A 26,446-nucleotide genomic window follows, 5' to 3' on the forward strand; every position below is an offset into this window, starting at 1 on the left:
CCATGGATCTTGGACTGAAGGACCGTGTGTACATCGTCACCGGAGCGAGCCGGGGGCTGGGCAACGCCACGGCGCGGGCGTTGGCCGAGGACGGCGCGAAGGTGATCATCACCGGCCGGGACGAGAAGCGCGTCGAGGCGGCCGCCGCCGAGCTGGGGCCGGACGCCGTCGGCCTCACCGCGGACAACGCCGACCCCGCCTCCGCGCAGCGTCTGGTGGGCAGCGCGCACGAGTGTTTCGGGCGGCTCGACGGCATTCTCATCAGCGTCGGCGGACCGGCGCCCGGCTTCGTCGCCGACAACACCGACGAGCAGTGGCAGTCGGCCTTCGAGTCGGTGTTCCTGGGCGCGGTACGCCTTGCCAGGGCCGCGGCGGCCACGCTCGGCGAGGGCGGGGTCATCGGCTTCGTACTCTCCGGCTCCGTGTACGAGCCGATCGCCGGGCTGACGATCTCCAACGGCCTGCGCCCCGGCCTGGCCGGTTTCGCCAAGTCCCTGGCCGACGAGCTCGGCCCCCGGGGTATCCGCGTGGTGGGGGTGCTGCCGGGCCGGATCGGCACGGACCGGATGCGTGAGCTGGATGCGCTCTCGGGCGATGCGGAAGCCTCTCGCAGGGCCAATGAGGCAGGTATTCCGCTGCGGCGCTACGGCACTCCGGAGGAGTTCGGCCGGACCGCGGCGTTCCTGCTGTCGCCTGCGGCGTCCTACCTGACGGGCATCATGCTGCCGGTCGACGGCGGCTCCCGGCGCGGCTTCTGAACCGGCCCGCTCTGCCCTGGACCGCCGGACGGGTTCGATTCCTCAGGCCCGTCCGGCGATCGGGGACACCGCGACAACGGCCGTCAACTCACCCTTTCCGCACGGTGTCTGACCGCCCTCAACCGCACTTCGGCCGGGAGCTGCGCCAGCCCGGCCGAATCCCGCGCATGGGCCAGCGCCTCGTCGGTGAGGCGGCCGAGCGCCTCGTCCGGCGCCGCGTGCGGCTCCATCAGCAGACGGATCCTGGCGCGCGGCGAACTGCGCCGGCCGGTCAGCACGACCTGGGCGCGGGCCACCCCGTCCAAGGTCCCCGCCTCATCGGCGAGCACCCCCTCCAGGGCCCGGCCCCGCAGGAGCGCACCCTCGCCGTCGCCGCTGTCCACCAGCACCTCGGCGAGACGGGCGCGGCGCAGCTGGGCCAGCAGCCACCAAAGGGCGAGGACGACCACGACGGCCAGGACCGCGATCACCGTCGGCCACCACCAGCCCTCGCCGCGCCAGCGGTCCCGGTCGGCCACGCTGAGGAGCACATCGCCCTTGCCGTACCAGGGCCACCAGGACGGTACGGAGAGGCCGAGCCCGGCCGCGAGCACCGCACCGCCGCCGCAGATCAGCACCAGCCCGGCCAGTCCGAGCAGTACCCGGTTGACGGTCCTGAGCAACGGGCTCACCCCTTCTTCGCGGGACGGCGGACATGTACGGACAGGCTCGGCGGCCTGGCCAGGCCCAGTTCCTTGATGCCGGTCCCGAGCACGGTGTCCAGATCGGCCCGCACGTCGTCGAGTTCACGGAAGTGCGACACCGCACGCACCCCGACCTTGCCCCGGCCCATCCGGACCCGCACCGACTGCACACCCGACACCTCGATGGCCCGGTCCCGCAGGACCAGTTGGGCCGCGGCCCGGTCGAGGCCGGCCCGTACGCCGGGGCGGTCTCGGCGCATCGGCAGCAGGTCGCGGAGTCCGGGGGTGACGGCGAGCACGAGCAGCCACAGGCCGATCGCCACGGCGGCCGCCGCGCCGGCCAGCACCCAGACGTTGTCCAGCGGCCGGCCGGCGAGCTCGTCGGCCAGCGTGCGGCGCCACTGCATCGCCGGGTGGTGGGCCCGTACCGCCGCCACGTCGTAGAGCAGCAGACCGGTGCCGCCGAGGATCACCAGGGCGAGGATCGCCGCGGGGATACGGCGCGCGGACCAGAAACGGCCCGCCCTGCCGCCGCTCTCCTGCTGCGCGGGCACCGGGTCGTAGGCGGCGGACGAGGCGGACTGGCCGAGTTCGAGCACGGTCCCCTGTTCGACGGGCCGAGTGGTGGGCAGCCGTTGCGTACGGTGTTCCGGTTCCTGGGGCTCGGTCATCGGATCCTCCCCTGTGCCGCGATGCCCGCTCCCGTCGGATGCAGGCGCTCGACCTGTACGGCAACCTCGGGCACTTCCATCCCCGCCAACGCCTTGACCCGTTCGACGACATGCCGACGCACCCCGCCGCACTGGCGCCCGATGTCGGAGGGATATCCGAGCTCCAGGCTCACCCGGACCCGGGCGGTGTCGCGGTGCACCGTGACCGTGGCGCGCGGCGAGGCGCCTTCCTTCGGCGGCTCGTCGATCGCCTCCTTCGCCGCCTGTGCGGCGATCTTCGCGACCACCCGGTCGGCGATCCGGGTCTCCCCGCGCTCACCGGCGGCGACCCGGCCGCTCGCTCCCGACAACGCCGTCATCGCCGTCGGTCGCCGCGCTCGCGACTGCGGAAGAAGTCGCCGGGCTCCAGGTCACCCTCCAGGAAGCGACCGGCGATGAAGCCGATCGCCCCCAACGCGGCCACCAGCAAAAAGGCCCCGAATCCGCCGAAGTACCCGGCGAATCCGAGCGCCATGCCGGCCACCATGCCGACCACAGCCATGTTCATCCTGTGCTCCTCGACTGCCTCGTGTCAGAGGCCCTAGTGGAGACGTGGCTCGGACTCTTCGTCCTCCTCGTCGGGCAGCTTCACATCGCTGACCGCGATATTGACCTCGACGACTTCGAGGCCCGTCATCCTCTCGACCGCCGCGACGACGTTCTCCCGTACGTCCCGGGCGACATCGGCGATCGACACGCCGTAGTCGACGACGATCTCCAGGTCGAGGGCGGTCTGCGATTCGCCGACCTCCGCCTTGACCCCTCGGGTGACGGACTTTCCTCCGCCGGGAACCCGTTCGCGCACCGCGCCGAACGTACGCGACAAGCCACTGCCCATCGCATGGACACCGACCACGTCACGTGCCGCCATTCCCGCGATCTTCTCGACCACGCCGTCGGCGATGGTCGTACGGCCACGGGTGGCGGGGTCTCCCCCGCCGCGCTTGATGAGCGGGCTCGATTCCTTGTCGGGGCTCTCGGGACGGTTCCGCTGTGGGGTGTCGGTCATCGCCACTCTTCCCTTCGGGGCAGGTTGGGCCTCGTTGCCCACATTAAGTGCGCTTGCCCCATTTCGCGCCGTGGATGCGGCAGGCTGGGGAGATGACGACGGCTGACAGCCCGCACAGGGCCGACGGATGGACGGCAGCGGTTCGGCAACGGCTCGGTCTCGGCCGGCTGCTTCCGCTGGGTGGTCCGGCCGACGGGGCCTGGATCTCGGAACGGGCCGCGGCGCGCGTACTGCGCGACGCGGTGGGCGTCCCCGGACCGGGACCGGTGCTCGGGGAGCTCAGGATCTCCGTGGCCGATCCGGACCGGGCCCCGGACGCGGAAGTGGAACCGCCGCCGAGTGCGCTGCCGCCGGGGCCGCTGCGGATCGAGGCGACCATGTCGGCGATGTCCGGCCGACCGCTGCCCGCCGCGGCCGCGGCGCTGCGCTCGGCGCTGCTGACGGCGGCCGGGCACCGGCTGGGTCTGGTGGTCGCCGAGGTGGATCTCCGAGTGACGGAGCTGCTGGACACACCACCCGAACGGCGGGCGCCCGCACCGGCCGAGGTGCGCTCGGCGAGGCCGGAGGGGGCGGCGGGGCTCGCTGCCGCGGGTGTTCCGGGTGTCGTGACGCTGACCCGGGTGCTGGGCGACGCGGTGCACGCGGGCCCGGACCGAGTACGGGTCGAACTGGCGACGGACTCCGGCTACCGGGCGCTCGATGTGGCACGTGCGGTACGGGGCGCGGTGGCGGATGCGGTGGAGGGGCGTCCCTCGGTCACGGTGCTGGTCACGGCGGTGGTGGAGCGGGACTGACCGCCGGACGAGGCTGATCGCCCCACGGGCCTGAGGAGCGAGCCCGCCCGGCGGTCGAGGGCACGGCCCTCTCAGTCGGTGATGCCCGCCAGGTCGCGCAGACGGCGGCTCTGCGCGGCGCGTTCGGCAACGCGCTGCTCCTCGTAACCACGGAAGACGGCACCGCTCAGCAGCGCCTTGGTCTCCACGACCGCGTCGCGCGGGGCAGCCAGCAGTGCACCGGCCAGATCGCGGGCGGCGGCGTCCAGTTCGTCGGCGGGGACGACGAGGTTGGCCAGGCCGGTGCGCTCGGCCTCCGCGGCGTGCACGAAGCGGCCCGTGGCGCAGATTTCGAGCGCGCGGGCGTACCCCACCAGGTTGACCAGGGGGTGTGTGCCGGTGAGGTCGGGGACCAGACCGAGGCTGGTCTCGCGCATGGCGAACTGCACGTCCTCGGCGACGATCCGCAGATCGCAGGCGAGGGCGAGCTGGAAGCCGGCACCGATCGCATGTCCCTGGACCGCCGCGATCGACACGATGTCGTTGCGGCGCCACCAGGTGAACGCCTCCTGGTACTCGGCGATGGTCGCGTCGAGCTCGTCCTCCGGGCCGCGCGCCATGTCGAGGAAGGACGGCTCACCGTCGAACCCCTCGGGGGTGAACGCCTGCCGGTCGAGGCCCGCGGAGAAGGACTTGCCCTCGCCGCGGAGCACAACGACCCGCACATTGCCGGGCAGTGCCCGTCCGGCCTCTGTCAACGCCCGCCACAGAGCGGGGGACTGAGCGTTGCGCTTGGCCGGATTGGTGAGGGTCACCGTGGCAACCGCGTCATCGACGATGAGTCGTACGCCGTCCTTGTCGAGCACAGAGTCGAGCGAGGTCATGGGGCGCCTCCGGATCGGGTCAGTCAGCACTTCGAGCTAAGTGACTGAACAGTAACCACCCGGCCGACATCAGGATCGACCGGGTGGCCACCGCCGAAACCGGTGAGCCCCGGGACGGGCCGGACGACCTGCCCCGTTCCGCCGAAGGCCGTCAGGCCGTGGCGGCCTTCTTGCCTCGTGTCGCTCCGCCGCGTCCTCGCAGCGTGACTCCGGACTCACTGAGCATCCGGTGGACGAATCCGTAGGAGCGGCCGGTCTCTTCGGCCAACGCCCGGATGCTCGCACCGGAGTCGTACTTCTTCTTCAGGTCTGCCGCGAGCTTGTCGCGCGCGGCGCCGGTAACCCGGCTGCCCTTCTTCAGAGTCTCGGCCACCCGTGCCTCCTCATGGGAAGTGCGCTCTGGACTCTCATGATCACCCCTCGGAGGCTTCCTGGCCACCCATTCGGCAAGGTCCGTGCAACCGGATTCCTGCCCGGGCAACGGGCCCACCCAACCGGAACCCCGCATTCCGCTGGGCTGTGGGGGCGAGTGGGGACAGGCCCGGGACGAACCGCCAGGTCAGGGCCACATGGGGATTGCGGCCCCAAATGGGTGCGCCCGGCAGGTATCTGCCGGGCGCCGCGCCGAGGTACGAGACGTACTCACGCAGATGATGGATCACGCATAGGCCGAATGATCCAGACGAAGTGGATCAGACGGTGACGGGGCCGGGATCAGGCGAGCGCGACGAGGTCCCGGTAGTCCGCGCCCCACAGGTCCTCGACACCGTCCGGCAGCAGGATGATGCGCTCCGGCTGAAGCGCCTCGACCGCTCCCTCGTCGTGCGTGACGAGGACGACGGCGCCCTTGTACGTACGCAGCGCGCCGAGGATCTCCTCGCGGCTGGCCGGGTCGAGGTTGTTCGTCGGCTCGTCCAGGAGCAGCACATTGGCGGAGGAGACCACCAGGGTCGCCAGCGCGAGACGGGTCTTCTCACCGCCGGAGAGGACGCCGGCGGGCTTGTCGACGTCGTCGCCGGAGAAGAGGAACGAGCCCAGTGTCTTGCGGACGTCGACGAGATCGAGGTCGGGCGCCGCGGAGCGCATGTTCTCCAGGACGGAGCGCTCCGGGTCGAGGGTCTCGTGCTCCTGGGCGTAATAGCCGAGCTTGAGTCCGTGGCCCTCGATGACCTGGCCGGTGTCGGGCTTCTCGGCGCCGCCGAGGAGCCGGAGCAACGTGGTCTTGCCCGCACCGTTGAGGCCGAGGATGACGACCCGGGAGCCCTTGTCGATGGCGAGATCCACATCGGTGAAGATTTCGAGAGAGCCGTACGACTTGGACAGGCCCTCCGCCATCAGGGGGGTCCTGCCGCACGGCGAGGGCTCGGGGAAGCGCAGCTTGGCGACCTTGTCGGAGACCCGGACGGCCTCCAGGCCGGAGAGCAGCCGCTCGGCGCGCTTGGCCATGTTCTGCGCGGCGACGGTCTTGGTGGCCTTGGCGCGCATCTTGTCGGCCTGCGAGTTGAGGGCCGCAGCCTTCTTCTCGGCGTTCTGCCGCTCGCGCTTGCGGCGCTTCTCGTCGGCCTCGCGCTGCTGCTGGTAGAGCTTCCAGCCCATGTTGTAGATGTCGATCTGCGAGCGGTTGGCGTCGAGGTAGAAGACCTTGTTGACGACCGTCTCGACGAGCTCGGCATCGTGGGAGATCACGATGAAGCCGCCGCGATAGGTCTTGAGATAGTCGCGCAGCCAGACGATCGAGTCGGCGTCGAGGTGGTTCGTCGGCTCGTCGAGCAGCAGGATGTCGGCGTCCGAGAACAGGATGCGGGCCAGCTCGACGCGGCGGCGCTGACCGCCGGAGAGTGTGTGGAGCGGCTGCCCGAGCACCCGGTCGGGCAGGCTGAGCGCGGCGGCGATGGTGGCGGCCTCGGCCTCGGCGGCGTATCCGCCCTTGGTGAGGAACTCCGTCTCCAGGCGCTCGTACTTCTTCATCGCCTTCTCACGGGTGGCGCCCTTGCCGTTCGCCATCCGCTCCTCGTTCTCGCGCATCTTGCGCAGGATCTCGTCGAGACCGCGGGCGGAGAGGATGCGGTCGCGGGCGAGTACGTCGAGGTCGCCGGTGCGCGGGTCCTGCGGGAGGTAGCCCACCTCGCCGGACTTGGTGATGGTGCCGCCGGCGGGGTTGCCCTCGCCTGCGAGGCACTTGGTGAGGGTGGTCTTGCCCGCTCCGTTGCGGCCGACGAGGCCGATGCGGTCACCCTTGGCGATACGGAAGGAGGCGGACTCGATGAGGATGCGGGCGCCGGCGCGCAGCTCGATGCCGGAAGCGGTGATCACGGTAAAACTCCAGGGCGTATGGACGGCGGACGGGACGAGGGCGGAGGTGTCTCGACGCCGTCTAATGCACAGGGAGAATTGCCATACGGGTCATTCTACTGGCGGTGTGCAACTGCTTTTCCGCATGCACTCACGGCACTTGCCGAAAACTCGCTCAGCGCTGCCGCTCCACTCCACCGCGCGACCAAAAAAGGGCATTGCGGTGTGAACTACCTAATACTCGGCGGAGGTGGTGAGACCACCACGGCCGGAGCAGAGAGTGGTGCCCATGCAGTTCGACGACGACGCCGATCTGGACGCGTCCGAGGTCCAGGATGTGCGTGGCAGCCGCATCCCCGGCGGCAGGGCCACCGTGGGCGGTGGCATCGCCGGTCTCATCGCACTGATCCTGGGGCTGCTCTTCGGCGTCGGCCCCGATCAGCTCGGCCTGTCGTCCGGCGGCTCGGGCACGGCGGCGACCGCGTCCTCGGCGGCGCAGGTCCAGCAGTCCTGCCGGACCGGACAGGACGCGAACACCAGGGAGGACTGCCGGATCGTCGCGGTGGTCAACAGCGTGCAGGACTACTGGGAGCAGGAGTTCCGGCGGCGCGGCGGGACGTACACGGATGCCCGGACGGTCCTGTTCACCGACCGGGTCGGCACCCCGTGCGGCTCCGCGACCTCGGCGGTCGGGCCGTTCTACTGCCCGGGTGACCGGCAGGTCTATCTGGACCTGGGTTTCTTCGACGAGCTGCGGACGAAGTTCGGCTCCAGCGGTGGCCCGTTCGCCCAGGCGTACGTCGTCGCCCATGAGTACGGGCACCATGTGCAGGACCTCATGGAGACGCTGAGCCGCTCGCAGGACAGGCAGGCCGGTGCGAACAGCAACGCGGTCAAGGTGGAGCTGCAGGCGGACTGTTACGCCGGGGTCTGGGCGCATCACGCGACGACCACGCCCGACGAATCGACCGGGCGGCCGCTGATCACCTCGTTGACACAGGCGGACATCCGGGACGGGCTCGATGCGGCGGCCGCTGTCGGCGACGACCGGATCCAGGAGAGGTTCCAGGGCAGGGTCACGCCTGAGTCCTGGACGCACGGCTCGGCCGCGCAGCGACAGCAGTGGTTCACCACCGGTTTCCGCAGCGGAGACATGGCCGATTGCAACACTTTCCGCTGAGCCGGGCCGTTGGCAGCCGGGCCGTCCGAGCCGGGCCTCTTCGGCCGAGCCGAGCCGTTGTCAGCGGCCGGTGGAAAACTGAGATGCAGATCACAGAAGCAGGTCACGGGAGTACGAGAAGGGGTGAGCGCGATGGCAGGCGCACCGGCCGGCGTTCCGACGATCTATCCGACGATTCTGTACGACGACGCGAAGGCCGCGATCAGGATGCTGACGGAGGGGCTCGGCTTCACCGAGGAAGCGGTGTACGAGGGCGAGAGCGGCACGGTGCTGCATGCGGAGCTGTCCTGCGGCAACGGCAGGGTGATGCTGGGCTCCAAGGGCCGAGAGGGTGTCTTCTCCAAGGCGATGCAGGGCGCGGGCCCGGCCGGTGTCTACGTCGTGGTGGACGAGGTCGATGAGCACCACGCCCGGGCCGTGGAGTACGGGGTGGAGATCCTGATGCCGCCGACGGACCAGGACTACGGCTCCCGCGACTTCATTGCGCGGGACGCGGAGGGCAATGTGTGGAGCTTCGGGACGTACGCACCGGGGTCGGCGGACTGACGGGCGGTCGGCCGGACGGGCTTGGGGCCAAGCCCGTCCGACGCGGACTCACCCGCGCTACGCGCCGCCCGTGTGCACCTGGAACGCGGCCCGGCGCACCGCTTTGGCCAGCGCGGGGTCCGGGTGCGCGGCGGCCAGGGCCACCAGGACCTGCACGGTGCGCGGGTGGCCGACTGCCCGTACCTCGTCCAGCAGCGCCGGCACCGTGCCCTGGACGGCCGAGTCGAGATGGCGGACCAGCAGCCCGGTCTCGCCGTGGTCCGCGACCGCCGCCGCTGTGTCGACCCAGAGCCAGGTGGCTTCCTCGCGGCTGAGGACGTCCTGGGCGTCCTCGGGGTCCGTTCCGCCGTACTCGGCCAGCCACAGCAGCGCGTAGGGGCGCAACGAGGGGTCGCCCACGACGGAGCGCACCTCGGGCTCGGCGGGGGCGCCGACGACCCGGAGAGCCTCGAAGGCGAGCCCGCGCAGCAGCGCGTCCTCCCCGCGGGCGACGCCGAGGAGTTCGGCGACGGCGCTGCCGACGGGGCGGGCGGCGAGCCAGGCTCGGTATTCGGCGCGGGCCGGGCCGGGGGTGAGCCGGGCGCAGCCGAGCAGCATGTCTGCCGCGGACTGCTCGATGTTCCCGGCCGGGCTCTGGGCCGCGACGCAGATCTGTTCCAGCTTGACCCAGACCGCCCAGTTGCCGAGCGGGGTGAGGGTGGCATGTCCGGCGCCGAGGGTGAGCGCGCCTACCGCGGCCAGTCCCTCAAGGGCCCAGTCGAGAAGGAGGGCGACCAGGGCTGCGGGGTGTGCCGCGGGGGCGGATTCGGCCGGTGCGGGCGGCGCCTGCGGCCCGTACGGCACCTCGCAGCGCTCCTCATGGAGCTCCGCGACACGCTGGCCGAGAAGGTCCAGGAGGGCGGGCACGGTGACCGGGCCCGCCGAGAGCTGGAGGAGGGAGAGCACCTGCGGCACGGCCTCGACGGCCTCTGCGACCGCGGTCGACTCGATGCCCTCGGGCGCGGGGTGGACGAGCGACCAGGCGTCGAAGAGCGCCACCCAGCCGCGGAGCACGGCGGAGTCGTCGCGGTCCCAGGCGCGCAGCCGCCAGCCGGGGCGTGCGGTGTCGCCGTGCAGTTCGACCAGACCGGCGAGCCGGGCCCGGTCCCAGCCGGAGCGCACCTGGGCCGGGGACAACTCCAGGGCTGTCGCGGCCCGTTCGAGGGCCTGGGCGGCCAGGGGCGGCGCGCCGGGGATCGCGCCGTCGGCTGCCCAGCGGGCGATCCGTACAGCGTCGGCGAGGGCCGTCCTGGCCTGGCGGGCCAGTTCCGCCCTGGGAGGGGTGCCCTCCGGGGGGCGGGGAGCCGGCCTGGTGCGCCGGGTGGTCACGGCCTTGCGAGCGGTGGCAAGGGGTCGCGGGCGGACAAGTCGCAGCCTGGAGTCGCGCGGGGTACGGGACGTCACGGGGAGCAGTCTTGCCCCTGACGGCCCGAAAGCCCAAACGGAACCCGAATTCGCGGTGGAAGGGGGTGGCGGGCGGGTCCGGCAGCAATCGGCCGATCCCTCGCATCGAGTCACATCAGAGGCGTGAGGAAGCGGCGCAGGGCCTCTTCGTAGTGGACCGGATCGGCATTCCACATCGCCGCATGCGGAGCCTGCGGTACGGCGCGCAGGGCGACCAGGTCCGGGCGGCGGGCGGCCAGATCGCGGGACGGCTGCCAGGGGGCCAGGGTGTCGTCCGGACCGTGGAAGATCAGGGTCGGGACATGCAGCGCCGTTGCGAGGGAGCCGTCCAGGAGCCGGGCGCCGCGCAGCCCTGTCTGCCCCTGGGCGGCGCGGACGGCGAGCGGCAGCAGTGCGGTCGGGACACCGCGGGCGACGGCCAGGGCGCGCAGCGTGGTGACCCAGTCCAGGACCGGGGAGTCGAGGACAAGACCGCAGATCCGATTGCGGAGCGCGGAGTTGACGGCCGCGTGCAGCGCCATCGAGGCGCCGGTGGACCAGCCGTGCAGGACGACCTTCTCGGCTCCGTACCGCACGGCGAAGCGGATCGCCGCGTCCAGGTCGCGCCATTCGGACTCGCCGAGGTGGACGAGGCCGTCCGGGGAACGCGGGGCTCCGGCGTCACCGCGGTAGGCCAGGTCGAGCACGGGCAGGCGCAGATCGTGCAGGAACTCCATGACGTTCATGGGGTGTTCCCTGGTGGTGCCGAGGCCGTGCACGGTGATGACCCAGGTGTCGCGGGGGCCGGGCAGGAACCAGGCGGGCAGGGGGCCGAGTTCGCCGGGGATCTCGACTTCCCTGTGATCGAGTCCGAGGGCCGATGCGGGGTCGCCGCTGTGCAGCTGCGGAGTGATGCGGACCTTGGCGCCGGTTTCCAGGCTGCCGCGGTTGACTCGTTCCAGTCTGCGGACGACGGTGTCGGGGGCGTGGTGGGCGTGTTCGATCACCAGGCCGACGACGGCGTGGACGTCGTCGGCCACCAGTCCGTACGTACCGGGCCGCAGGGCGGCGAAGGAGCGCGTCAGGGTGACCTGCCCGGCCGCTGTGGCGTGCACGGTGAGTCTGCGGTCGGCGGGGAGCGGCCGTCCGGACGGCACCCTGAGGGCGGCGTCGCTGGCGTACCGGCCGGCCGCGACCGCTGCCGCACCGATACCGAGGATCGTGGTGACGGCTGCTGCCGTAACTGTTGCCGGGCGCACTGTTCCAGTGTCGTGGGGTGCACCGCACCCTGCCAGCGGACGGGGGCCGTCCGGTGCCCCGGCAGGGGCAGGACGGGCGGATCGGACGGGACAGCCGGGACAGACGGGACAGCGGGGACAGGCAGGGGTCGGGTCAGCCCGGTTGTCCGTATCCCTTCAGTGCCTCCTGTACGTCGCGCAGCTGGGCCGGGGAGAGCAGGGTCGGGGTGTGTCCGGGGACGGAGCCGGCGGTGAGCCAGAGCCGGCAGAGCCATTCCAGCTGGGCGGTCCTGTCGTACGCCTCGTCCAGGGTCGCTCCGTAGGTCACGGTTCCGTGGTTCTGGAGCAGGCAGCCCGTACGGCCCTGCAGAGCGCCGAGCATGTTCTCGGCCAGCTCCTCGGTCCCGTAACGCGCATAGGCCGCGACCCGGACGGGACCCCCGAGCATGGCGGCGGCGTAGTGGACCGAAGGGACCTCGGGGACCAGGGTGGAGACGGCCGTGGCGTGCACCGCGTGGGTATGCACGACGGCGGCCGCATCGCTGTTCCGGTAGACCGCGAGATGGAGCGGGAGTTCGCTGGTCGGAGCCAGTTCACCGAGGACGCGGTTGCCTTCCAGATCGACGCCGACGGCGTCCTCGGGGCGGAGCCGGTCGTACGGCACTCCGCTCGGGGTGACCAGGACCGTCCCGCCGACCCGTGCCGACACGTTTCCCGAGGTCCCGACGACGAGGCCGTCCGCCGCCGTCCTGCGGGCGGTGGCGACGACACCGTCCCAGGCACGTTCGATCGCGTCCCGTTGCTGATCGCTCATGTGGAGATCCTGTCAGCCCTGGAGACGAACGGGCATGCGATCGGGGGGATAAGTCACAAACCGGAGAAGTTCACAAGAGGGGTGGCGGGGGGCCGAATCGGGCCCGAATCGGCCCTGCGTCCGGCCCGCACCGCCCCGCGAAGGACAAACGGAACGACCCGACTCCAGTTGGGGTCACCACAGCGCCCTGCCCAGTTCATCTTCCGTTCACCCAGGTTGCCTACGGTCCACGTGCCAATGACGTCGAGCGATTGCCTGGGTAAATGGAACACATCACGCTGCTACTCGCGATTGTGATCGTGACAGCTCTAGTGTTCGATTTCACGAACGGTTTCCACGACACCGCCAACGCGATGGCGACCACCATCTCGACCGGTGCACTCAGACCGAAGACAGCGGTGGCCATGTCCGCCGTTCTCAACCTCGTCGGCGCGTTCCTGTCGGTCGAGGTCGCCAAGACGATCTCCGGCGGGATCATCAACGAGGACGGGCTGCGGACAGAAGTCATCTTCGCGGCACTCGTCGGCGCCATCCTGTGGAATCTGCTGACCTGGCTGGTCGGACTGCCGTCCAGTTCCTCGCACGCCCTGTTCGGCGGACTGATCGGCGCAGCCGTGATGTCGGCGGGCTGGTCGTCGGTCAACGGCGGCACCGTCGTCACCAAGGTGCTGCTCCCCGCGGTCGCCGCCCCGATCGTCGCCGGTCTGGCCGCACTGCTGGCCACCAGGCTGACGTACCGGATCGGCGGGAAGATCCGCAACGACGCCCAGGAGAAGGCCACTGCCAAGGGCTACCGCGCCGGCCAGATCGCCTCGGCCGGACTGGTCTCCCTCGCCCACGGCACCAACGACGCGCAGAAGACCATGGGCATCATCACCCTGGCCCTGGTCACCGGTGGCGTCCTGCACCCCGGCTCCAACCCGCCGGTCTGGGTCATCGTCTGTGCCGGTACGGCCATCGCACTCGGCACCTACCTGGGCGGCTGGCGCATCATCCGCACCATGGGCAGCGGCCTCACCGACCTCAAGCCGCCGCAGGGCTTCGCCGCCCAGACCAGTGCGGCCACGGTCATCCTGGCCTCCTCGCACCTCGGCTTCTCCCTCTCCACCACCCAGTCCTGCTCCGGCGCCGTGATGGGCGCGGGCCTCGGTCGCCGGGGCGGCGTGGTCCGCTGGTCCACCGCCACCCGGATGTTCGTCGCCTGGGGTCTGACACTGCCGGCCGCGGGCCTGGTCGGCGCGGGCGCGGAACTCCTCACCAAGCAGGGCACCTGGGGTGTCGTGGTCGTCGCGGCGCTGCTGGTCGTGGGCTCCGGGGCGATCTGGCTGGTGTCGCGCCGCAAGCCGGTCGGCCACGGCGATGTCGCGCCGACGGGCGGCGACGCCGAGCCCGCGGGCGTCGTCACCACGGCCATCGCCGCCGTCAGCCCGCCGCTCACCGTGGCCCAGGCAGCGGCCCAGGACCTCAAGACCACCATTCCGGCTCCGGCCGGAACCACCCAGGACCCGGCGCGACCCGCCACCGTCTAGGCCAGCCGCCTAGGCAGACCGTCTAAGGATTCAGCATGAACATCGACTGGGCAGCCCTCGGCTCCGTCTTCGGCGTCTCCCTCGTCGTCACCGTCGCGCTGGTGGGTTTCTTCACCCTGGGCATCGTCGGTCTCTCCAAGCAGCCCGAACCGGCGGCGCAGGGCGGCTCCGGCGGCTCGCTGCTGCTGGCCCGCGCCGGCGCCTACGTCTGCTTCGCGCTGTGCGCTGCGGCGGTCGCGTACGGGATCTATCTGATCGTCGCCTGAGCCCTCCTCCACGCACTCCCCCGTCGGGCCGGACACACCTCGTGTGTCCGGCCCGTTGTGGTGTGCCCGGCCCGATGTGGGGCTCAGCACACTGCACCTTCGCAGGTCAACGGCAAGTTGACGGGCGTTCGCGGAGCGTGGTGGACTGCCGGAGCCAATTACGGCGACAGCAGAGGAAGCCGGTGCGAATCCGGCGCGGTCCCGCCACTGTCACCGGGGAGCAGTCCCCCACACCGGAAGTCACGGCACGCGCGAGCGGGTTGGAAGGCCGGGGGAACTGCGGATCCGGGAGCCAGGAGACTCTCGTCGCCGGTCACGTCGAACCAGGGCGCGGACCCTGAGTGAGGACATATCGCCATGCCTGGCTGCCGTGCGTCCGTTCCTGTGGCGCTCTCGACGAGAGCCGCCTGTACGAAGGTCCTTCGAGGCGTAACGGCCGGTTGAGCCGTGCGTGCCGACCGCATTTTCGCGTACGGCGCCACGGCCGGTCTGATCGGCGATCTGCTGCTCGGTGACCCCCGCAGGGGGCATCCGGTCGCCGCCTTCGGGCGGGCCGCGGCGGGCGTCGAGCGCCGTCTGTGGCGCGACCACCGCGGGTGGGGCGCGCTGCACATGCTCGTCTGCGCCGGAGGCGCCGCGGGTGGTGCCGCGCTGGTCACCCGTGCCGTACGCAGCCACCCCGCCGCCTCCGTCGCACTGACCGCGGCCGCCACCTGGTCCGTCGTCGGCGGTACGTCCCTGGGGCGTGAGGCCCGGGCGATCGGCGGCGCCCTGGCCGCCGGTGACATCGAGTCGGCCCGCGAGCGTCTGCCGCATCTGTGCGGGCGCGACCCGTACTCCCTCGACGGACCGCAGATCGCCCGCGCCGTGGTGGAGTCCGTGGCCGAGAACACCTCGGACGCCGTGGTCGGCGCCCTGGTGTGGGGTGCGCTGGCCGGTGTGCCCGGGCTCGTCGGCTTCCGGGCCGCCAACACCCTCGACGCCATGGTCGGCCACAAGTCGCCCCGCCACCGGCGCTACGGCTGGGCCTCGGCCCGCCTCGACGACCTCGCGGGCTGGCCCGGTGCCCGGCTCACGGCCCTGCTCGCCGTGGCCGCCGGGGGGCGGCCACGTGGAGCGGTACGGGCGTGGCGGGCCGACGCGGCGAAGCACCCGAGCCCCAACGCGGGCCCGGTGGAGGCCTCGTTCGCGGGTGCGCTCGGCGTACGGCTCGGCGGGACCCTCGCGTACGGCGGCCGGGTCGAACACCGCCCCGTCCTCAACGGGGAGGCGGGCCGGGCGGTGGAGACCGAGGACATCGAACGCGCGGTACGGCTGTCGCGCCGGGTGAGCGCGCTGGCCCTCGGCGTGTGTGTGGCGGGACGACTGGGTGCGGGCCTCGCCGCACGACGGATCGCAGGACTTCGGTCCGCAGGACTTCGGTCCGCAGGACTTCGGTCCGCAGGACTTCAGGTCACGGAACTTCAAGTCACAGGACGTCGGATCGCAGGACGGAGACGGACATGAGCGGCGGGCTGCTGGTCGCCGGAACCACCTCGGACGCGGGCAAGAGCGTCGTCACAGCAGGCATCTGCCGCTGGCTCGTGCGCCGGGGCGTGAAGGTGGCGCCCTTCAAGGCGCAGAACATGTCGCTGAACTCGTTCGTCACCCGCGAAGGTGCCGAGATCGGGCGCGCCCAGGCCATGCAGGCCCAGGCCGCCCGGGTGGAGCCGGCCGCGCTGATGAACCCGGTCCTGCTCAAACCCGGCAGCGACCGCTCCAGCCAGGTCGTCCTGATGGGCAGGCCGGTGGGCGAGATGAGCGCACGCGGCTACCACGGAGGCAGGCAGGAAGCGCTTCTCGGCACGGTCGTGGACTGTCTGGAGCAGCTTCGGGGCACGTATGACGCAGTGATCTGCGAGGGGGCGGGCAGTCCGGCCGAGATCAATCTGCGGCGCACGGACATCGTGAACATGGGCATCGCACGGGCGGCACGCTTCCCGGTGGTGGTCGTCGGCGACATCGACCGCGGTGGCGTCTTCGCCTCGTTCTTCGGTACGACGGCGCTGCTCGACGCCGAGGACCAGTCACTGATCGCCGGCTACCTCGTCAACAAGTTCCGTGGCGACGTGTCACTGCTGGAGCCCGGCCTGGAGATGCTGCGCGGGATCACCGGGCGGCAGACCTACGGGGTGCTGCCCTTCGCCCACGGCCTCGGCATCGACGAAGAGGACGGTGTGAGGGTCTCGCTGCGCGGAGCCGTACGCGAATCGGTCGTCGCGCCTCCGCACGGCGACGACGTACTGCGTGTCGCGGTGTGCGCCGTACCCCTGATGTCGAACTTCACCGATGTGGACGCACTGGCCGCCGAACCGGGCGTCGTCGTCCGGTTCGTGGACCGCGCCGAGGAGCTGGCCGACGCCGACCTCGTCATCGTGCCGGGCACCCGCGGCACCGTGAACGCGCTGGCCTGGCTGCGCGAGCGCGGCCTCGCCGACGCCCTGGTGCGGCGTGCCGCCGAGGACCGGCCGGTCCTCGGCATCTGCGGCGGCTTCCAGATCCTCGGTGAACACATCGAGGACGACGTCGAGTCGAGGGCCGGGCACATCGACGGCCTCGGCCTGCTGCCCGTACGCATCCGCTTCGACCGCGAGAAGACCCTCGCCCGCCCCGTCGGCGAGGCACTCGGCGCCCCCGTCGAGGGGTACGAGATCCACCACGGCGTCGCCGATGTACGCGGCGGCGAACCGTTCCTGGACGGCTGCCGGGTCGGCGCCGTGTGGGGCACCCACTGGCACGGCTCGCTGGAGAGCGACGAATTCCGCCGCCGCTTCCTGACCGAGGTCGCGCGGGCCGCCGGCCGGCGCTTCGTCCCCGCCCCCGACACCGGCTTCGCCGCGCTGCGCGAGGAACAACTCGACCGCCTCGGCGACCTCATCGAAGAACACGCGGACACCGACGCGCTGCTGCGGCTCATCGAGTCGGGCGCGCCGTCAGGACTTCCCTTCATCGCCCCCGGAGCACCTGGAGCACGCGCATGAACGCCCCTATGAGCACCGTGCTGTTGCTGTCGACCGCCGACACGGACCTCCTCGCCGCCCGCGCCTGTGGCGCGCCGTACCGGATCGGCAACCCCAGCCGCATCGACGCCCACGAGGAACTCCCCGCACTGATCGAGGGTTCCTCCGTCGCCGTCGTCCGCCTCCTCGGCGGCAAGCGCGCCTGGGAGGACGGGCTGGCCGTCCTCAAGGCATCGGGCATCCCCACCGTGCTGCTGGGCGGCGAGGCCGTGCCGGACGCGGAGCTGATGGCCGAGTCGTCCGTACCCGCCGGTGTCGTCGCCGAGGCGCTGCGCTACCTCGTGGAGGGCGGCCCCGGAAACCTCGTAGAACTGGCCCGCTTCCTCTCCGACACCGTCCTGCTGACCGGCCACGGCTTCGCCGAACCGCAGAAGATGCCCGAGTGGGGCCTGCACGGCAGCCGTGAGTTCGTCGAGGGCCGCCCGACCATCGGCGTGCTCTTCTACCGGGCGCACCAGCTGTCCGGGAACACCTCGTTCGTGGACGTCCTCTGCGACGCGGTCGAGGCCCGTGGCGCCAACGCCCTTCCCGTGTACTGCGGTTCGCTGCGCGGCGCGGACGCCGGTCTCTACGAGCTGCTCGGCAGGGCCGACGCCCTGGTCGCCACGGTGCTCGCGGCGGGCGGCACCCGTGCGTCGGACGCCTCCGCCGGGGGCGACGACGAGGCCTGGGACATCGGCGCGCTCGCCGATCTGAACGTCCCTGTGCTGCAGGGCCTGTGCCTGACCTCCGCGCGCGCCGCGTGGGACGCCTCCGACGCCGCGCTCTCCCCCATGGACGCCGCGATGCAGGTCGCGATCCCCGAGTTCGACGGCCGTCTGATCACCGTCCCGTTCTCCTTCAAGGAGCAGGGTCCCGACGACGTGCCGGTGTACCGCGCCGATCCGGAACGGGCCGCGCGCGTCGCCGGAATCGCGGTGCGCCACGCCGTTCTGAAGCACAGGACGAACGCCGAGAAGAAGCTCGCCCTCGTCTTCACCGCCTATCCGACCAAGCACTCGCGCGTCGGCAACGCCGTCGGTCTGGACACGCCCGCATCGGCGGTGCGGGTCCTGGACGCCCTGCGCGACGCCGGTTACGGAGTCGACGGGTACCCCGACAACGGCGACGAGCTCATCCACCGTCTCATCAACGCCGGTGGCCACGACGTGGAGTGGCTGACCGAGGAGCAGCTCGCGGCAGCCCCCGCGCGTGTGCCGCTCGCCGACTACCGGGCCTGGTTCGACAAGCTGGAACCGGAGCTGCGCGACTCGATGCTGGAGCACTGGGGCGAGCCTCCGGGTTCGCTGTACGTGGACGGGGACGACATCGTCCTCGCCTCGCTCCGGTTCGGGAATGTGGTGGTGCTGATCCAGCCGCCGCGCGGCTTCGGCGAGAACCCGATCGCTATCTACCACGACCCGGACATGCCGCCGTCCCACCACTACATGGCGACGTACCGCTGGCTGGAGGCCGCAACATCGGAGGGGGGCTTCGGCGCGGATGCCGTCGTCCACATGGGCAAGCACGGCACGATGGAGTGGCTGCCGGGCAAGGGCCTCGGCCTGTCCGCCGGTTGCGGCCCCGACGCCGTGCTCGGCGAACTGCCGCTGATCTACCCGTTCATCGTCAACGACCCGGGCGAGGGCACCCAGGCCAAGCGGCGTGGGCACGCCACGGTGGTGGACCATCTGGTGCCGCCGATGGCACGCGCCGACACCTATGGCGACCTGGCCAAGCTGGAGCAGCTGCTCGACGAGTACGCACTGGTCAGCGATCTCGACCCGACGAAGGCCCCGTCGGTGCGGGCGCAGATCTGGACGCTGGTGAAGGCCGCCGAGCTGCACCACGACCTCCATGTCGACGAACAGCCCGGCGACGACGACTTCGACTCGTTCGTCATGCACATCGACGGCTACCTCTGCGAGATCAAGGACGTCCAGATCCGGGACGGCCTGCACATCCTGGGCGGCGGTCCCGTCGACGAGGCGCGGGTCAACCTGGTGCTGGCCGTGCTGCGCGCCTCCCAGGTGTGGGGCGGAACGGCGAACGCGCTCCCGGGGCTGCGGGCGTCGGTCGCCGAGCACTTCGGGCTCAGCGAGAAGGAGCTGCTGGCCGAGCCCGGCGCCGCGGTGAAGGTGCCGGTCGAGCTGACCGAACTGGTCGACGGCCCGGCGCGCACCGGTGCGGATGCGATCGACCTGCTGGAGCAGCTGTGCCGCCGGCTCGCTGAGGGCATGGAGGAGCGCGGCTGGGACATCGCGGCCGCGGCGGGGCTGGTACGGGACGTACTGGGCTTCGAACTCCCGGATGCGGTGGCCGTGTTGGGCTTCGCGTGCGAGGAGGTCGTACCGCGGCTGGCCCGGACGACGGACGAGATCGACCACATTCTGCGGGCGCTGGACGGCGGCTTCGTACCGGCCGGCCCGTCCGGATCGCCCACGCGCGGGCTCGTCAATGTGCTGCCGACGGGCCGCAACTTCTACTCCGTGGACCCGAAGGCGATTCCGTCCCGGCTGTCGTGGGAGGTCGGGCAGTCGCTCGCCGACTCCCTGATCGCCCGGTATCTCGCCGACACCGGCGACTACCCGAAGTCGGTCGGCCTGACCGTGTGGGGCACCTCCGCCATGCGTACCCAGGGCGACGACATCGCGGAGATCCTTGCGCTGCTCGGCTGCCGGCCGGTGTGGGACGACGCGTCGCGGCGGGTGACCGGGTTCGAGGTCGTGCCCGTGAGCGAACTGGGGCGCCCGCGCATCGATGTGACCGTGCGGATCTCCGGGTTCTTCCGCGATGCGTTCCCGCATGTGGTGGGGCTGATCGACGATGCGGTACGGACGGTGGCGGAGCTGGACGAGCCCGCGGACGCCAACTACGTACGGGCGCACGCCGACGAGGACACGGCGGGGCACGGCGACCGGCGTCGGGCGACGGCACGCATCTTCGGGTCGAAGCCGGGGGCGTACGGCGCGGGGCTGCTGCCGCTGATCGACGCACGCAACTGGCGGAGCGACGCGGATCTGGCCGAGGTGTACGCGGTGTGGGGCGGTTACGCCTACGGGCGCGGGCTCGACGGGCGGGCGGCGCGCGGGGACATGGAGACGGCGTTCCGGCGGATCGCGGTGGCGGCGAAGAACGTGGACACGCGTGAGCACGACCTGGTCGACGCGGACGACTACTTCCAGTACCACGGCGGCATGGTCGCCATGGTGCGGCATCTGACCGGCGAGTCGCCCGAGGCGTACGTCGGTGACAGCGCCACGCCGGACCAGGTGAAGACGCGGACGCTGGGCGAGGAGACGCACCGGGTGTTCCGGGCGCGGGTGGTGAACCCTCGGTGGATGGCGGCCATGCGGCGGCACGGGTACAAGGGTGCCTTCGAGATGGCAGCGACCGTGGACTACCTCTTCGGCTACGACGCCACGGCGGGGGTCGTCGACGACTGGATGTACGAGAAGTTGTCGGCGGAGTACGTCTTCGACGAGACCAACCGGGACTTCATGAAGACGTCCAACCCCTGGGCACTGCGAGGGATTTCGGAGCGGCTGCTGGAGGCGGCCGAGCGGGGGCTGTGGGCGGAGCCGGACGCGGAGACGCTGGAGCGGCTGCGGGCCACGTATCTGGAGCTCGAGGGCGACCTGGAGGGGGACGAGTGAGCGGGGTGCGCACGCCTGCTGATCGAGGGCTCCGCCCCCGGACCTGCGCTCCTCACACGCCGGAGGGGCCGACATCACACCGTTCACCCAAGGAGGCATCGTGAGCACGCCCTACCCCTTCACCGCCATCGTCGGGCAGGACGATCTCCGGCTCGGGCTGCTGCTCAATGCCGTCTCGCCCGCCGTCGGCGGCGTGCTGGTGCGCGGCGAGAAGGGCACCGCCAAGTCCACCGCCGTACGTGCGCTCGCCGCGCTCATGCCGGAGGTTCCCGTCGTAGCCGGGTGCCGGTTCTCGTGCGACCCGGCGTCGCCCGATCCGGCGTGTCCCGATGGCCCCCACGAGGCCGGAGCCGGCGTGTCGCGGGATGCGCGGATGGTGGAGCTGCCCGTCGGCGCGTCCGAGGACCGGCTCGTCGGGGCGCTCGACATCGAGCGGGCGCTCGCCGAGGGCGTGAAGGCGTTCGAGCCGGGGCTGCTCGCCGATGCGCATCGCGGGATTCTGTACGTCGACGAGGTCAACCTGCTCCACGACCACCTCGTGGACCTGCTGCTGGACGCGGCCGCCATGGGTGCTTCGTACGTGGAGCGCGAAGGCGTCTCCGTACGGCATGCCGCGCGCTTCCTGCTCGTGGGGACGATGAACCCCGAAGAGGGCGAACTGCGGCCGCAGTTGCTCGACCGGTTCGGGCTGACCGTCGAGGTCGCCGCGTCCCGCGAGACCGATCTGCGGGTCGAGGTCGTGCGGCGGCGTCTCGCGTACGACGACGATCCTGCGGGCTTCGCCGCCGAGTGGGCCGACGAGGAAGGCGCGTTGCGGTCCCGGATCGTTGCCGCGCGTGCGCTGCTTCCCGGAGTGCGGCTCGGGGACGGGGCGTTGCGGCAGATCGCGGCCACCTGCGCGGCTTTCGAGGTCGACGGGATGCGCGCGGACATCGTGATGGCACGGACGGCCACCGCCCTGGCGGCGTGGGCGGGACGTGCGGATGTGCTCGCCGAGGATGTGCGGCAGGCCGCCCTGCTCGCGCTCCCCCACCGGCGTCGGCGCAATCCCTTCGACGCGCCGGGCCTGGAGGAGAACAAGCTCGACGACACGCTGGAGCAGAACAGCGGCGAGGACGACGATCCGGACCCGGACGGCCCCGGTGGCGGCGGCCGGCCCCCGCAGGGTGACGGGCCCGACACACCGCCGCAGCCCGAGGGCGAGGCGGGCGACACACCCGCGCAGACCGTTCCCGAGCAGGGGCAGGGGCAGCAGTCTTCCGGGGGCGGCGAGCAGCAGCCCGTGCGCGCCGGCGAGCCGTTCCGTACGAAGATGCTGAGCGTGCCGGGTCTGGGCGAGGGCGCGGCGGGGCGGCGGTCCCGGGCGCGTACCGAGCACGGGCGTACGACCGGTGCGCGGCGCCCGCAGGGCGCCCTGACCAAACTTCATCTGGCCGCGACCGTGCAGGCCGCTGCCCCGCATCAGCGGGCGCGCGGGCGGTCGGGGCGGGGACTGGTGGTCCGGCGGGACGATCTGCGGCAGGCGACCCGGGAGGGACGGGAGGGAAACCTCGTTCTCTTCGTGGTGGATGCGTCCGGATCGATGGCTGCCCGGCAGCGTATGAGTGCCGTGAAGGGTGCGGTCCTTTCGCTGCTGCTGGATGCGTATCAGCGGCGGGACAAGGTCGGGCTGATCACCTTCCGGGGCAAGGACGCCGAGGTGGTGCTGCCGCCGACGTCGTCGGTGGACGCAGCGGCGGCACGGCTGGAGGTGCTGCCGACCGGTGGGCGTACCCCTGTCGCGGCCGGGCTGTTGAAGGCCCATGACGTGCTGCGGGTGGAGCGGCTGCGGGATCCGTCGCGGCGGCCGTTGCTGGTCGTGGTGACCGACGGGCGGGCGACCGGGGGGCCCGAGCCGGTGGCGCTGGCGTCGCGGGCGGCGCGGCTGCACGAGGCCGAGGGCACCGCGTCCGTCGTCGTGGACTGCGAGTCGGGACCCGTACGGCTCGGTCTCGCGGGAAGCCTCGCACACGATCTGGGGGGCACCGCCGTCACGCTCGACGAACTGCGGGCCGACTCGATCGCCGGGCTCGTCAAGGACGTTCAGGGAACCAGCAGGAGGGCCGCGTAATGCCGCAGGGACAGCCGACCACCGTGCCGGACGACGGGCTCACCACCCGCCAGCGCCGCAACCGCCCGCTGCTGGTGGTGCACACCGGCATCGGGAAGGGGAAGTCGACGGCGGCGTTCGGGCTCGCGCTGCGCGCCTGGAATCAGGGGTGGCCCATCGGGGTCTTCCAGTTCGTCAAGTCGGCGAAGTGGAAGGTCGGCGAGGAGAACGCGCTGAAGGTCCTCGGGGCCAGCGGCGAAGGCGGGTCCGTCGCCTGGCACAAGATGGGCGAGGGCTGGTCGTGGGTGCAGCGCGACAAGCAGCTGAACAACGAGGAGGCGGCGCGTGAGGGCTGGGAGCAGGTCAAGCGCGACCTGGCCGCCGAGACGTACCGGCTGTACGTCCTCGACGAGTTCGCGTACCCGATGCACTGGGGCTGGGTCGACACCGACGAGGTGATCGAGGTGCTGCGGAGCCGTCCCGGTACGCAGCATGTGGTCATCACCGGGCGCAACGCGCCTCAGAAGCTGGTGGAGGCCGCCGACCTGGTGACCGACATGTCGAAGGTCAAGCACCCGATGGACGCCGGTCAGAAGGGTCAGCGGGGCATCGAATGGTGAGGGGCCCGCGGTGAACGTTCCGCGTCTGGTGATCGCCGCGCCCTCGTCGGGGAGCGGCAAGACGACCGTGGCCACGGGGCTGATGGCGGCCTTCGCGGGGCGGGGACTTGCCGTGTCCGCGCACAAGGTCGGGCCCGACTACATCGATCCCGGCTATCACACGCTGGCCACCGGGCGGCCGGGGCGCAATCTCGACGCGTACATGTGCGGTCCTGAACTGGTCGCTCCGCTGTTCGCGCATGGGGCGCGCGGCTGCGATCTGGCGGTCGTCGAGGGCGTGATGGGGCTGTACGACGGGGCGTCGGGGCGAGGCGAGCTGGCGTCGACCGCCCAGGTCGCGAAGCTGCTGCGGGCGCCTGTGGTGCTGGTGGTCGACGCGTCGTCGCAGTCGCGGTCCGTGGCCGCGCTGGTGCACGGCTTCGCCTCGTGGGATCCGCAGGTGCGGATCGGTGGCGTGATTCTGAACAAGGTCGGCTCCCAGCGGCACGAGGTGCTGCTGCGGGAGGCGTTGGACGAGTCGGGAGTTCCGGTGCTGGGGGTGTTGCGGCGGGCCGAGCAGGTGGCTGTGCCGTCGCGGCATCTGGGGTTGGTGCCGGTGGCCGAGCGGCGGGGCGACGCGGTGGGCGCTGTCGCGGCGATGGCTGATCGGGTGCGGGCGGGATGTGACCTGGACGCGGTCATGGCGCTGGCGCGGTCTGCGCCTGAGGTACCGGGTGAGGTGTGGGATGCGGTGGGCGCCTGCGGTGGGCCTGTTCCCCTGCCCATCCCCAAGCTCTCAACTTCGTTCGAGCAGGGGAGACCCCACTCTGCCCGCAACCGGGTCGCCGTTGCATCCGGGGCGGCGTTCACCTTCTCCTACGCCGAGCACACCGAGCTGCTGGCCGCCGCCGGGGCCGAAGTCGTGCCGTTCGACCCGTTGCGGGACGAGGCGTTGCCCGAGGGCACTCGGGGGCTGGTCATCGGTGGCGGATTTCCGGAGGTGTACGCCTCGGAGCTGTCCGCCAACGCGGCACTGCGCAAGGCCGTTGCCGAGCTGGTGGAATCCGGAGCTCCGGTGGCTGCCGAGTGTGCGGGGCTGCTCTATCTGGCGCGTTCGCTCGACGGGCTGCCGATGTGCGGGGTCCTCGATGCCGAGGGGCGGATGTCCGACCGGCTGACGCTCGGCTACCGGGAGGCCGTGGCGGTCTCCGACAGCGTGCTGGCGGCGCCCGGGACGCGGGTGCGCGGGCACGAGTTCCACCGGACCGTGCTGGACCCGGGCGCCGGGGCAGAACCTGCGTGGGGTCTGCATCAGCCGGAGCGCCGCGTGGAGGGGTTCGTGCAGCAGGGCGTGCACGCGAGTTATCTGCATACGCATTGGGCTTCGGTGCCCGGTATGGCCCGCCGATTCGTTGAGAGGTGCAAGGGATGAACCACGGTCACGGTACGAGCAGGCTGGTCGGCGTCGGTGTCGGGCCCGGTGACCCGGAACTGGTGACCGTCAAGGGTGTGAACGCGCTGCGTGGTGCCGCGGTCGTCGTCGTACCGGTGATGGACACCGGTGAGCGGGGGCGGGCCGAGGCGACCGTCCTGCACTACGTGGCGGCCGACAAGGTCGTACGTGTGGTGTTCGCGCTGAATGAGCGGACGGACCGGGCGCGCCGGGAGGCGGCGTGGGACGCGGCGGGTGAGCGGGTCGCGGAGCTGCTGCGTACGCATGGTTCGGTGGCGTTCGCGACGATCGGGGACCCCAATGTGTACTCGACGTTCACGTATCTCGCGCACACGATAGGTGAGCTGCTGCCGGGTACGGCCGTGGAGACCGTTCCGGGGATCACGGCCATGCAGGATCTGGCTGCCCGCAGCGGTGCGGTGCTGACGGAGGGCACGGAGCCGTTGACGCTGGTACCGGTGACCGCCGGGGCCGCGGTGCTCAAGGAGGCTCTGGAAGGTCCCGGGACGGTCGTCGCGTACAAGTTCGGGCGGCTGGCCGCGGAGGTGGCCACGGCACTGCGTGAGACGGGGCGTACCGAGGACGCGGTGTGGGGTTCGGCGCTCGGGCTGCCCGAGGAGTCGATCCGGCCGGCGGCGGAGCTGGCCGAGGGGCCGTTGCCGTATCTGTCGACGCTGATCGCGCCCGCGCCGCGCGACGGCGGGCGGGGCGGGAAATTGTGAGGCGCCCGGGTGCGGCGCGGTGGTCAGTCCGCGATGCCCACCACAAGCCAGATGAAGCCCACCCCGGCCACCGTGCACAGCAGCGTGGAGCGGGCCGGGTGTTCGTGGTGTGCCTCGGGGAGGATCTCGGCGGCGGCCAGGTAGAGCAGTGCGCCGCCGAAGAAGCCGAGATAGCAGCCGAGCGGTTCCTCCGGAAGGGTGAACAGCAGTGTCGTCGCCGCGCCCACGAGCGGGGCCACGGCGTCCGCGAACAGCATGAGCACGGCCTTGCGGCGGGCGTTCCCGTACAGGCTGGTGATCGTGTAGGTGTTGAAGCCGTCGGCGAAGTCGTGCGTGATGACGGCGAGGGCTACGGCGGCTCCCATGCCGACGCCCACCTGGAAGGCCGCGCCGAGCGCGACACCGTCCATCAGGCTGTGGCCGACCATCGCCGCCGCTGCCGTGAGTCCGACCTGCGGCACCCTCTCCTCGCCCGCGCCGTGTGCCGCCTGGCGTACGGCGAGCAGACGCTCCACCAGGTGGGCGACCAGGAAGCCGCCCACGAACAGCAGCAGGGCCGCCGGGACACCGAAGACCGGATCGCCCGCGGCGTCGATCGCCTCCGGCAGCAGGTCCAGGCCGACCACGCCGAGCATCAGTCCGCCGGCGAAGCCGAGCACCAGGTGACGGCGGTCGGTGACGCGTTGGGCGACCCAGCCGCCGGCCAGGGTCATCAGGAACGCGCCGAGCGCCACGAACACCGCCATGCGCTCTTGCTAGCCGATTGACCCCGGTGCGCGCATCTC

The 26,446-nt window shown here is 71.6% G+C and carries 25 protein-coding genes and 1 riboswitch; of the genes, 13 read left to right on the plus strand and 12 right to left on the minus strand.

Features of this window, described 5'->3' with window-relative positions; genetic code table 11:
• Positions 1 to 2: 2 nt before the first annotated feature.
• Positions 3 to 758: an SDR family oxidoreductase gene (locus tag ACZ7IB_RS18160; RefSeq protein WP_470913426.1), complete on the plus strand. Its 756-nt coding sequence runs from the start codon at positions 3 to 5 to the stop codon at positions 756 to 758.
• A gap of 83 nt (positions 759 to 841) precedes the next feature.
• Here ACZ7IB_RS18160 and amaP read toward each other — a convergent pair whose 3' ends face one another.
• The 5 genes from amaP to ACZ7IB_RS18185 are packed head-to-tail and all read right to left on the minus strand — an operon-like array spanning position 842 to position 3,160.
• Entirely contained in the window at positions 842 to 1,429 is a 588-nt protein-coding gene (gene amaP / locus ACZ7IB_RS18165) for an alkaline shock response membrane anchor protein AmaP (RefSeq protein WP_470913428.1), read from the minus strand.
• Positions 1,426 to 2,112, minus strand: coding sequence for a DUF6286 domain-containing protein (locus tag ACZ7IB_RS18170; protein WP_470913429.1), 687 nt, complete (start codon positions 2,110 to 2,112; stop codon positions 1,426 to 1,428). Before ACZ7IB_RS18170 ends, amaP begins: the two co-directional genes overlap by 4 nt.
• Positions 2,109 to 2,471, minus strand: a complete 363-nt coding sequence (locus ACZ7IB_RS18175) for an Asp23/Gls24 family envelope stress response protein (RefSeq protein ID WP_470913432.1) — start codon at positions 2,469 to 2,471, stop codon at positions 2,109 to 2,111. Before ACZ7IB_RS18175 ends, ACZ7IB_RS18170 begins: the two co-directional genes overlap by 4 nt.
• The gene (locus ACZ7IB_RS18180) at positions 2,468 to 2,659 is read right to left on the minus strand and encodes a hypothetical protein (RefSeq protein WP_327366611.1); all 192 of its coding nucleotides are present in this window, start codon (positions 2,657 to 2,659) and stop codon (positions 2,468 to 2,470) included. The genes ACZ7IB_RS18175 and ACZ7IB_RS18180 overlap by 4 nt, the downstream gene beginning before the upstream one ends.
• Before the next feature lie 33 nt (positions 2,660 to 2,692).
• Entirely contained in the window at positions 2,693 to 3,160 is a 468-nt protein-coding gene (locus ACZ7IB_RS18185) for an Asp23/Gls24 family envelope stress response protein (protein ID WP_470913435.1), read from the minus strand.
• 92 nt (positions 3,161 to 3,252) lie between these two features.
• Here ACZ7IB_RS18185 and ACZ7IB_RS18190 point away from each other — a divergent pair, with 92 nt between their 5' ends.
• Positions 3,253 to 3,954 (plus strand): hypothetical protein, encoded by a 702-nt coding sequence (locus ACZ7IB_RS18190; protein WP_470913437.1) that lies wholly within the window; start codon positions 3,253 to 3,255, stop codon positions 3,952 to 3,954.
• Between the two features lie 71 nt (positions 3,955 to 4,025).
• Here ACZ7IB_RS18190 and ACZ7IB_RS18195 read toward each other — a convergent pair whose 3' ends face one another.
• The 3 genes from ACZ7IB_RS18195 to ACZ7IB_RS18205 all read right to left on the minus strand — a co-directional run bounded on the left by ACZ7IB_RS18195 (position 4,026) and on the right by ACZ7IB_RS18205 (position 7,130).
• A complete protein-coding gene (locus ACZ7IB_RS18195) occupies positions 4,026 to 4,817 on the minus strand; it encodes an enoyl-CoA hydratase/isomerase family protein (protein WP_470913438.1) in 792 nt (263 codons plus the stop codon).
• 151 nt (positions 4,818 to 4,968) lie between these two features.
• Entirely contained in the window at positions 4,969 to 5,190 is a 222-nt protein-coding gene (locus tag ACZ7IB_RS18200; protein WP_018518904.1) for a helix-turn-helix domain-containing protein, read from the minus strand.
• 341 nt (positions 5,191 to 5,531) lie between these two features.
• The gene (locus tag ACZ7IB_RS18205; RefSeq protein ID WP_470913440.1) at positions 5,532 to 7,130 is read right to left on the minus strand and encodes an ABC-F family ATP-binding cassette domain-containing protein; all 1,599 of its coding nucleotides are present in this window, start codon (positions 7,128 to 7,130) and stop codon (positions 5,532 to 5,534) included.
• 268 nt (positions 7,131 to 7,398) lie between these two features.
• Between ACZ7IB_RS18205 and ypfJ the strand changes: the two genes are divergently transcribed.
• Complete coding sequence (gene ypfJ / locus ACZ7IB_RS18210) at positions 7,399 to 8,289, plus strand: KPN_02809 family neutral zinc metallopeptidase (RefSeq protein WP_470913442.1); 891 nt, start codon at positions 7,399 to 7,401, stop codon at positions 8,287 to 8,289.
• A gap of 132 nt (positions 8,290 to 8,421) precedes the next feature.
• Complete coding sequence (locus ACZ7IB_RS18215) at positions 8,422 to 8,835, plus strand: VOC family protein (RefSeq protein WP_470913444.1); 414 nt, start codon at positions 8,422 to 8,424, stop codon at positions 8,833 to 8,835.
• 57 nt (positions 8,836 to 8,892) lie between these two features.
• Here the strand turns inward: ACZ7IB_RS18215 and ACZ7IB_RS18220 are convergent, their stop codons facing one another.
• The 3 genes from ACZ7IB_RS18220 to ACZ7IB_RS18230 form a co-directional block, all read right to left on the minus strand.
• Entirely contained in the window at positions 8,893 to 10,203 is a 1,311-nt protein-coding gene (locus ACZ7IB_RS18220) for a hypothetical protein (protein WP_093895737.1), read from the minus strand.
• Positions 10,204 to 10,388: 185 nt separating this feature from the next.
• Positions 10,389 to 11,516 carry an alpha/beta hydrolase gene (locus ACZ7IB_RS18225; protein ID WP_470913445.1) on the minus strand — a complete coding sequence of 376 codons (1,128 nt, stop codon included), beginning with the start codon at positions 11,514 to 11,516 and terminating at the stop codon, positions 10,389 to 10,391.
• A gap of 133 nt (positions 11,517 to 11,649) precedes the next feature.
• A complete protein-coding gene (locus tag ACZ7IB_RS18230; protein ID WP_470913448.1) occupies positions 11,650 to 12,309 on the minus strand; it encodes a class II aldolase/adducin family protein in 660 nt (219 codons plus the stop codon).
• 263 nt (positions 12,310 to 12,572) lie between these two features.
• Between ACZ7IB_RS18230 and ACZ7IB_RS18235 the strand changes: the two genes are divergently transcribed.
• The 9 genes from ACZ7IB_RS18235 to cobI all read left to right on the plus strand — a co-directional run bounded on the left by ACZ7IB_RS18235 (position 12,573) and on the right by cobI (position 25,661).
• Positions 12,573 to 13,838, plus strand: coding sequence for an inorganic phosphate transporter (locus ACZ7IB_RS18235; RefSeq protein ID WP_470913451.1), 1,266 nt, complete (start codon positions 12,573 to 12,575; stop codon positions 13,836 to 13,838).
• A 35-nt stretch (positions 13,839 to 13,873) separates the two neighbouring features.
• Positions 13,874 to 14,104, plus strand: coding sequence for a hypothetical protein (locus ACZ7IB_RS18240; protein WP_114243854.1), 231 nt, complete (start codon positions 13,874 to 13,876; stop codon positions 14,102 to 14,104).
• A 172-nt stretch (positions 14,105 to 14,276) separates the two neighbouring features.
• Positions 14,277 to 14,407: riboswitch (cobalamin riboswitch) on the plus strand.
• A gap of 144 nt (positions 14,408 to 14,551) precedes the next feature.
• Positions 14,552 to 15,610, plus strand: a complete 1,059-nt coding sequence (locus ACZ7IB_RS18245; RefSeq protein ID WP_470913454.1) for a cobalamin biosynthesis protein — start codon at positions 14,552 to 14,554, stop codon at positions 15,608 to 15,610.
• Positions 15,607 to 17,124, plus strand: a complete 1,518-nt coding sequence (locus ACZ7IB_RS18250) for a cobyric acid synthase (RefSeq protein WP_470913456.1) — start codon at positions 15,607 to 15,609, stop codon at positions 17,122 to 17,124. Before ACZ7IB_RS18245 ends, ACZ7IB_RS18250 begins: the two co-directional genes overlap by 4 nt.
• 8 nt (positions 17,125 to 17,132) lie before the next feature.
• Positions 17,133 to 20,798, plus strand: coding sequence for a cobaltochelatase subunit CobN (gene cobN, locus ACZ7IB_RS18255; protein ID WP_470913744.1), 3,666 nt, complete (start codon positions 17,133 to 17,135; stop codon positions 20,796 to 20,798).
• 100 nt (positions 20,799 to 20,898) lie between these two features.
• Positions 20,899 to 22,908, plus strand: coding sequence for a putative cobaltochelatase (locus tag ACZ7IB_RS18260; protein WP_470913457.1), 2,010 nt, complete (start codon positions 20,899 to 20,901; stop codon positions 22,906 to 22,908).
• Complete coding sequence (gene cobO / locus ACZ7IB_RS18265; protein ID WP_383959539.1) at positions 22,908 to 23,507, plus strand: cob(I)yrinic acid a,c-diamide adenosyltransferase; 600 nt, start codon at positions 22,908 to 22,910, stop codon at positions 23,505 to 23,507. The genes ACZ7IB_RS18260 and cobO overlap by 1 nt, the downstream gene beginning before the upstream one ends.
• A 10-nt stretch (positions 23,508 to 23,517) precedes the next feature.
• The gene (locus ACZ7IB_RS18270) at positions 23,518 to 24,918 is read left to right on the plus strand and encodes a cobyrinate a,c-diamide synthase (RefSeq protein ID WP_470913462.1); all 1,401 of its coding nucleotides are present in this window, start codon (positions 23,518 to 23,520) and stop codon (positions 24,916 to 24,918) included.
• Positions 24,915 to 25,661: a precorrin-2 C(20)-methyltransferase gene (cobI, locus tag ACZ7IB_RS18275; protein WP_266362423.1), complete on the plus strand. Its 747-nt coding sequence runs from the start codon at positions 24,915 to 24,917 to the stop codon at positions 25,659 to 25,661. The genes ACZ7IB_RS18270 and cobI overlap by 4 nt, the downstream gene beginning before the upstream one ends.
• A 23-nt stretch (positions 25,662 to 25,684) precedes the next feature.
• Here cobI and ACZ7IB_RS18280 read toward each other — a convergent pair whose 3' ends face one another.
• A complete protein-coding gene (locus ACZ7IB_RS18280) occupies positions 25,685 to 26,407 on the minus strand; it encodes a ZIP family metal transporter (protein ID WP_327275921.1) in 723 nt (240 codons plus the stop codon).
• Between the last annotated feature and the right edge of the window lie 39 nt (positions 26,408 to 26,446).

Source organism: Streptomyces sp. NPDC037301, assembly GCF_055602785.1.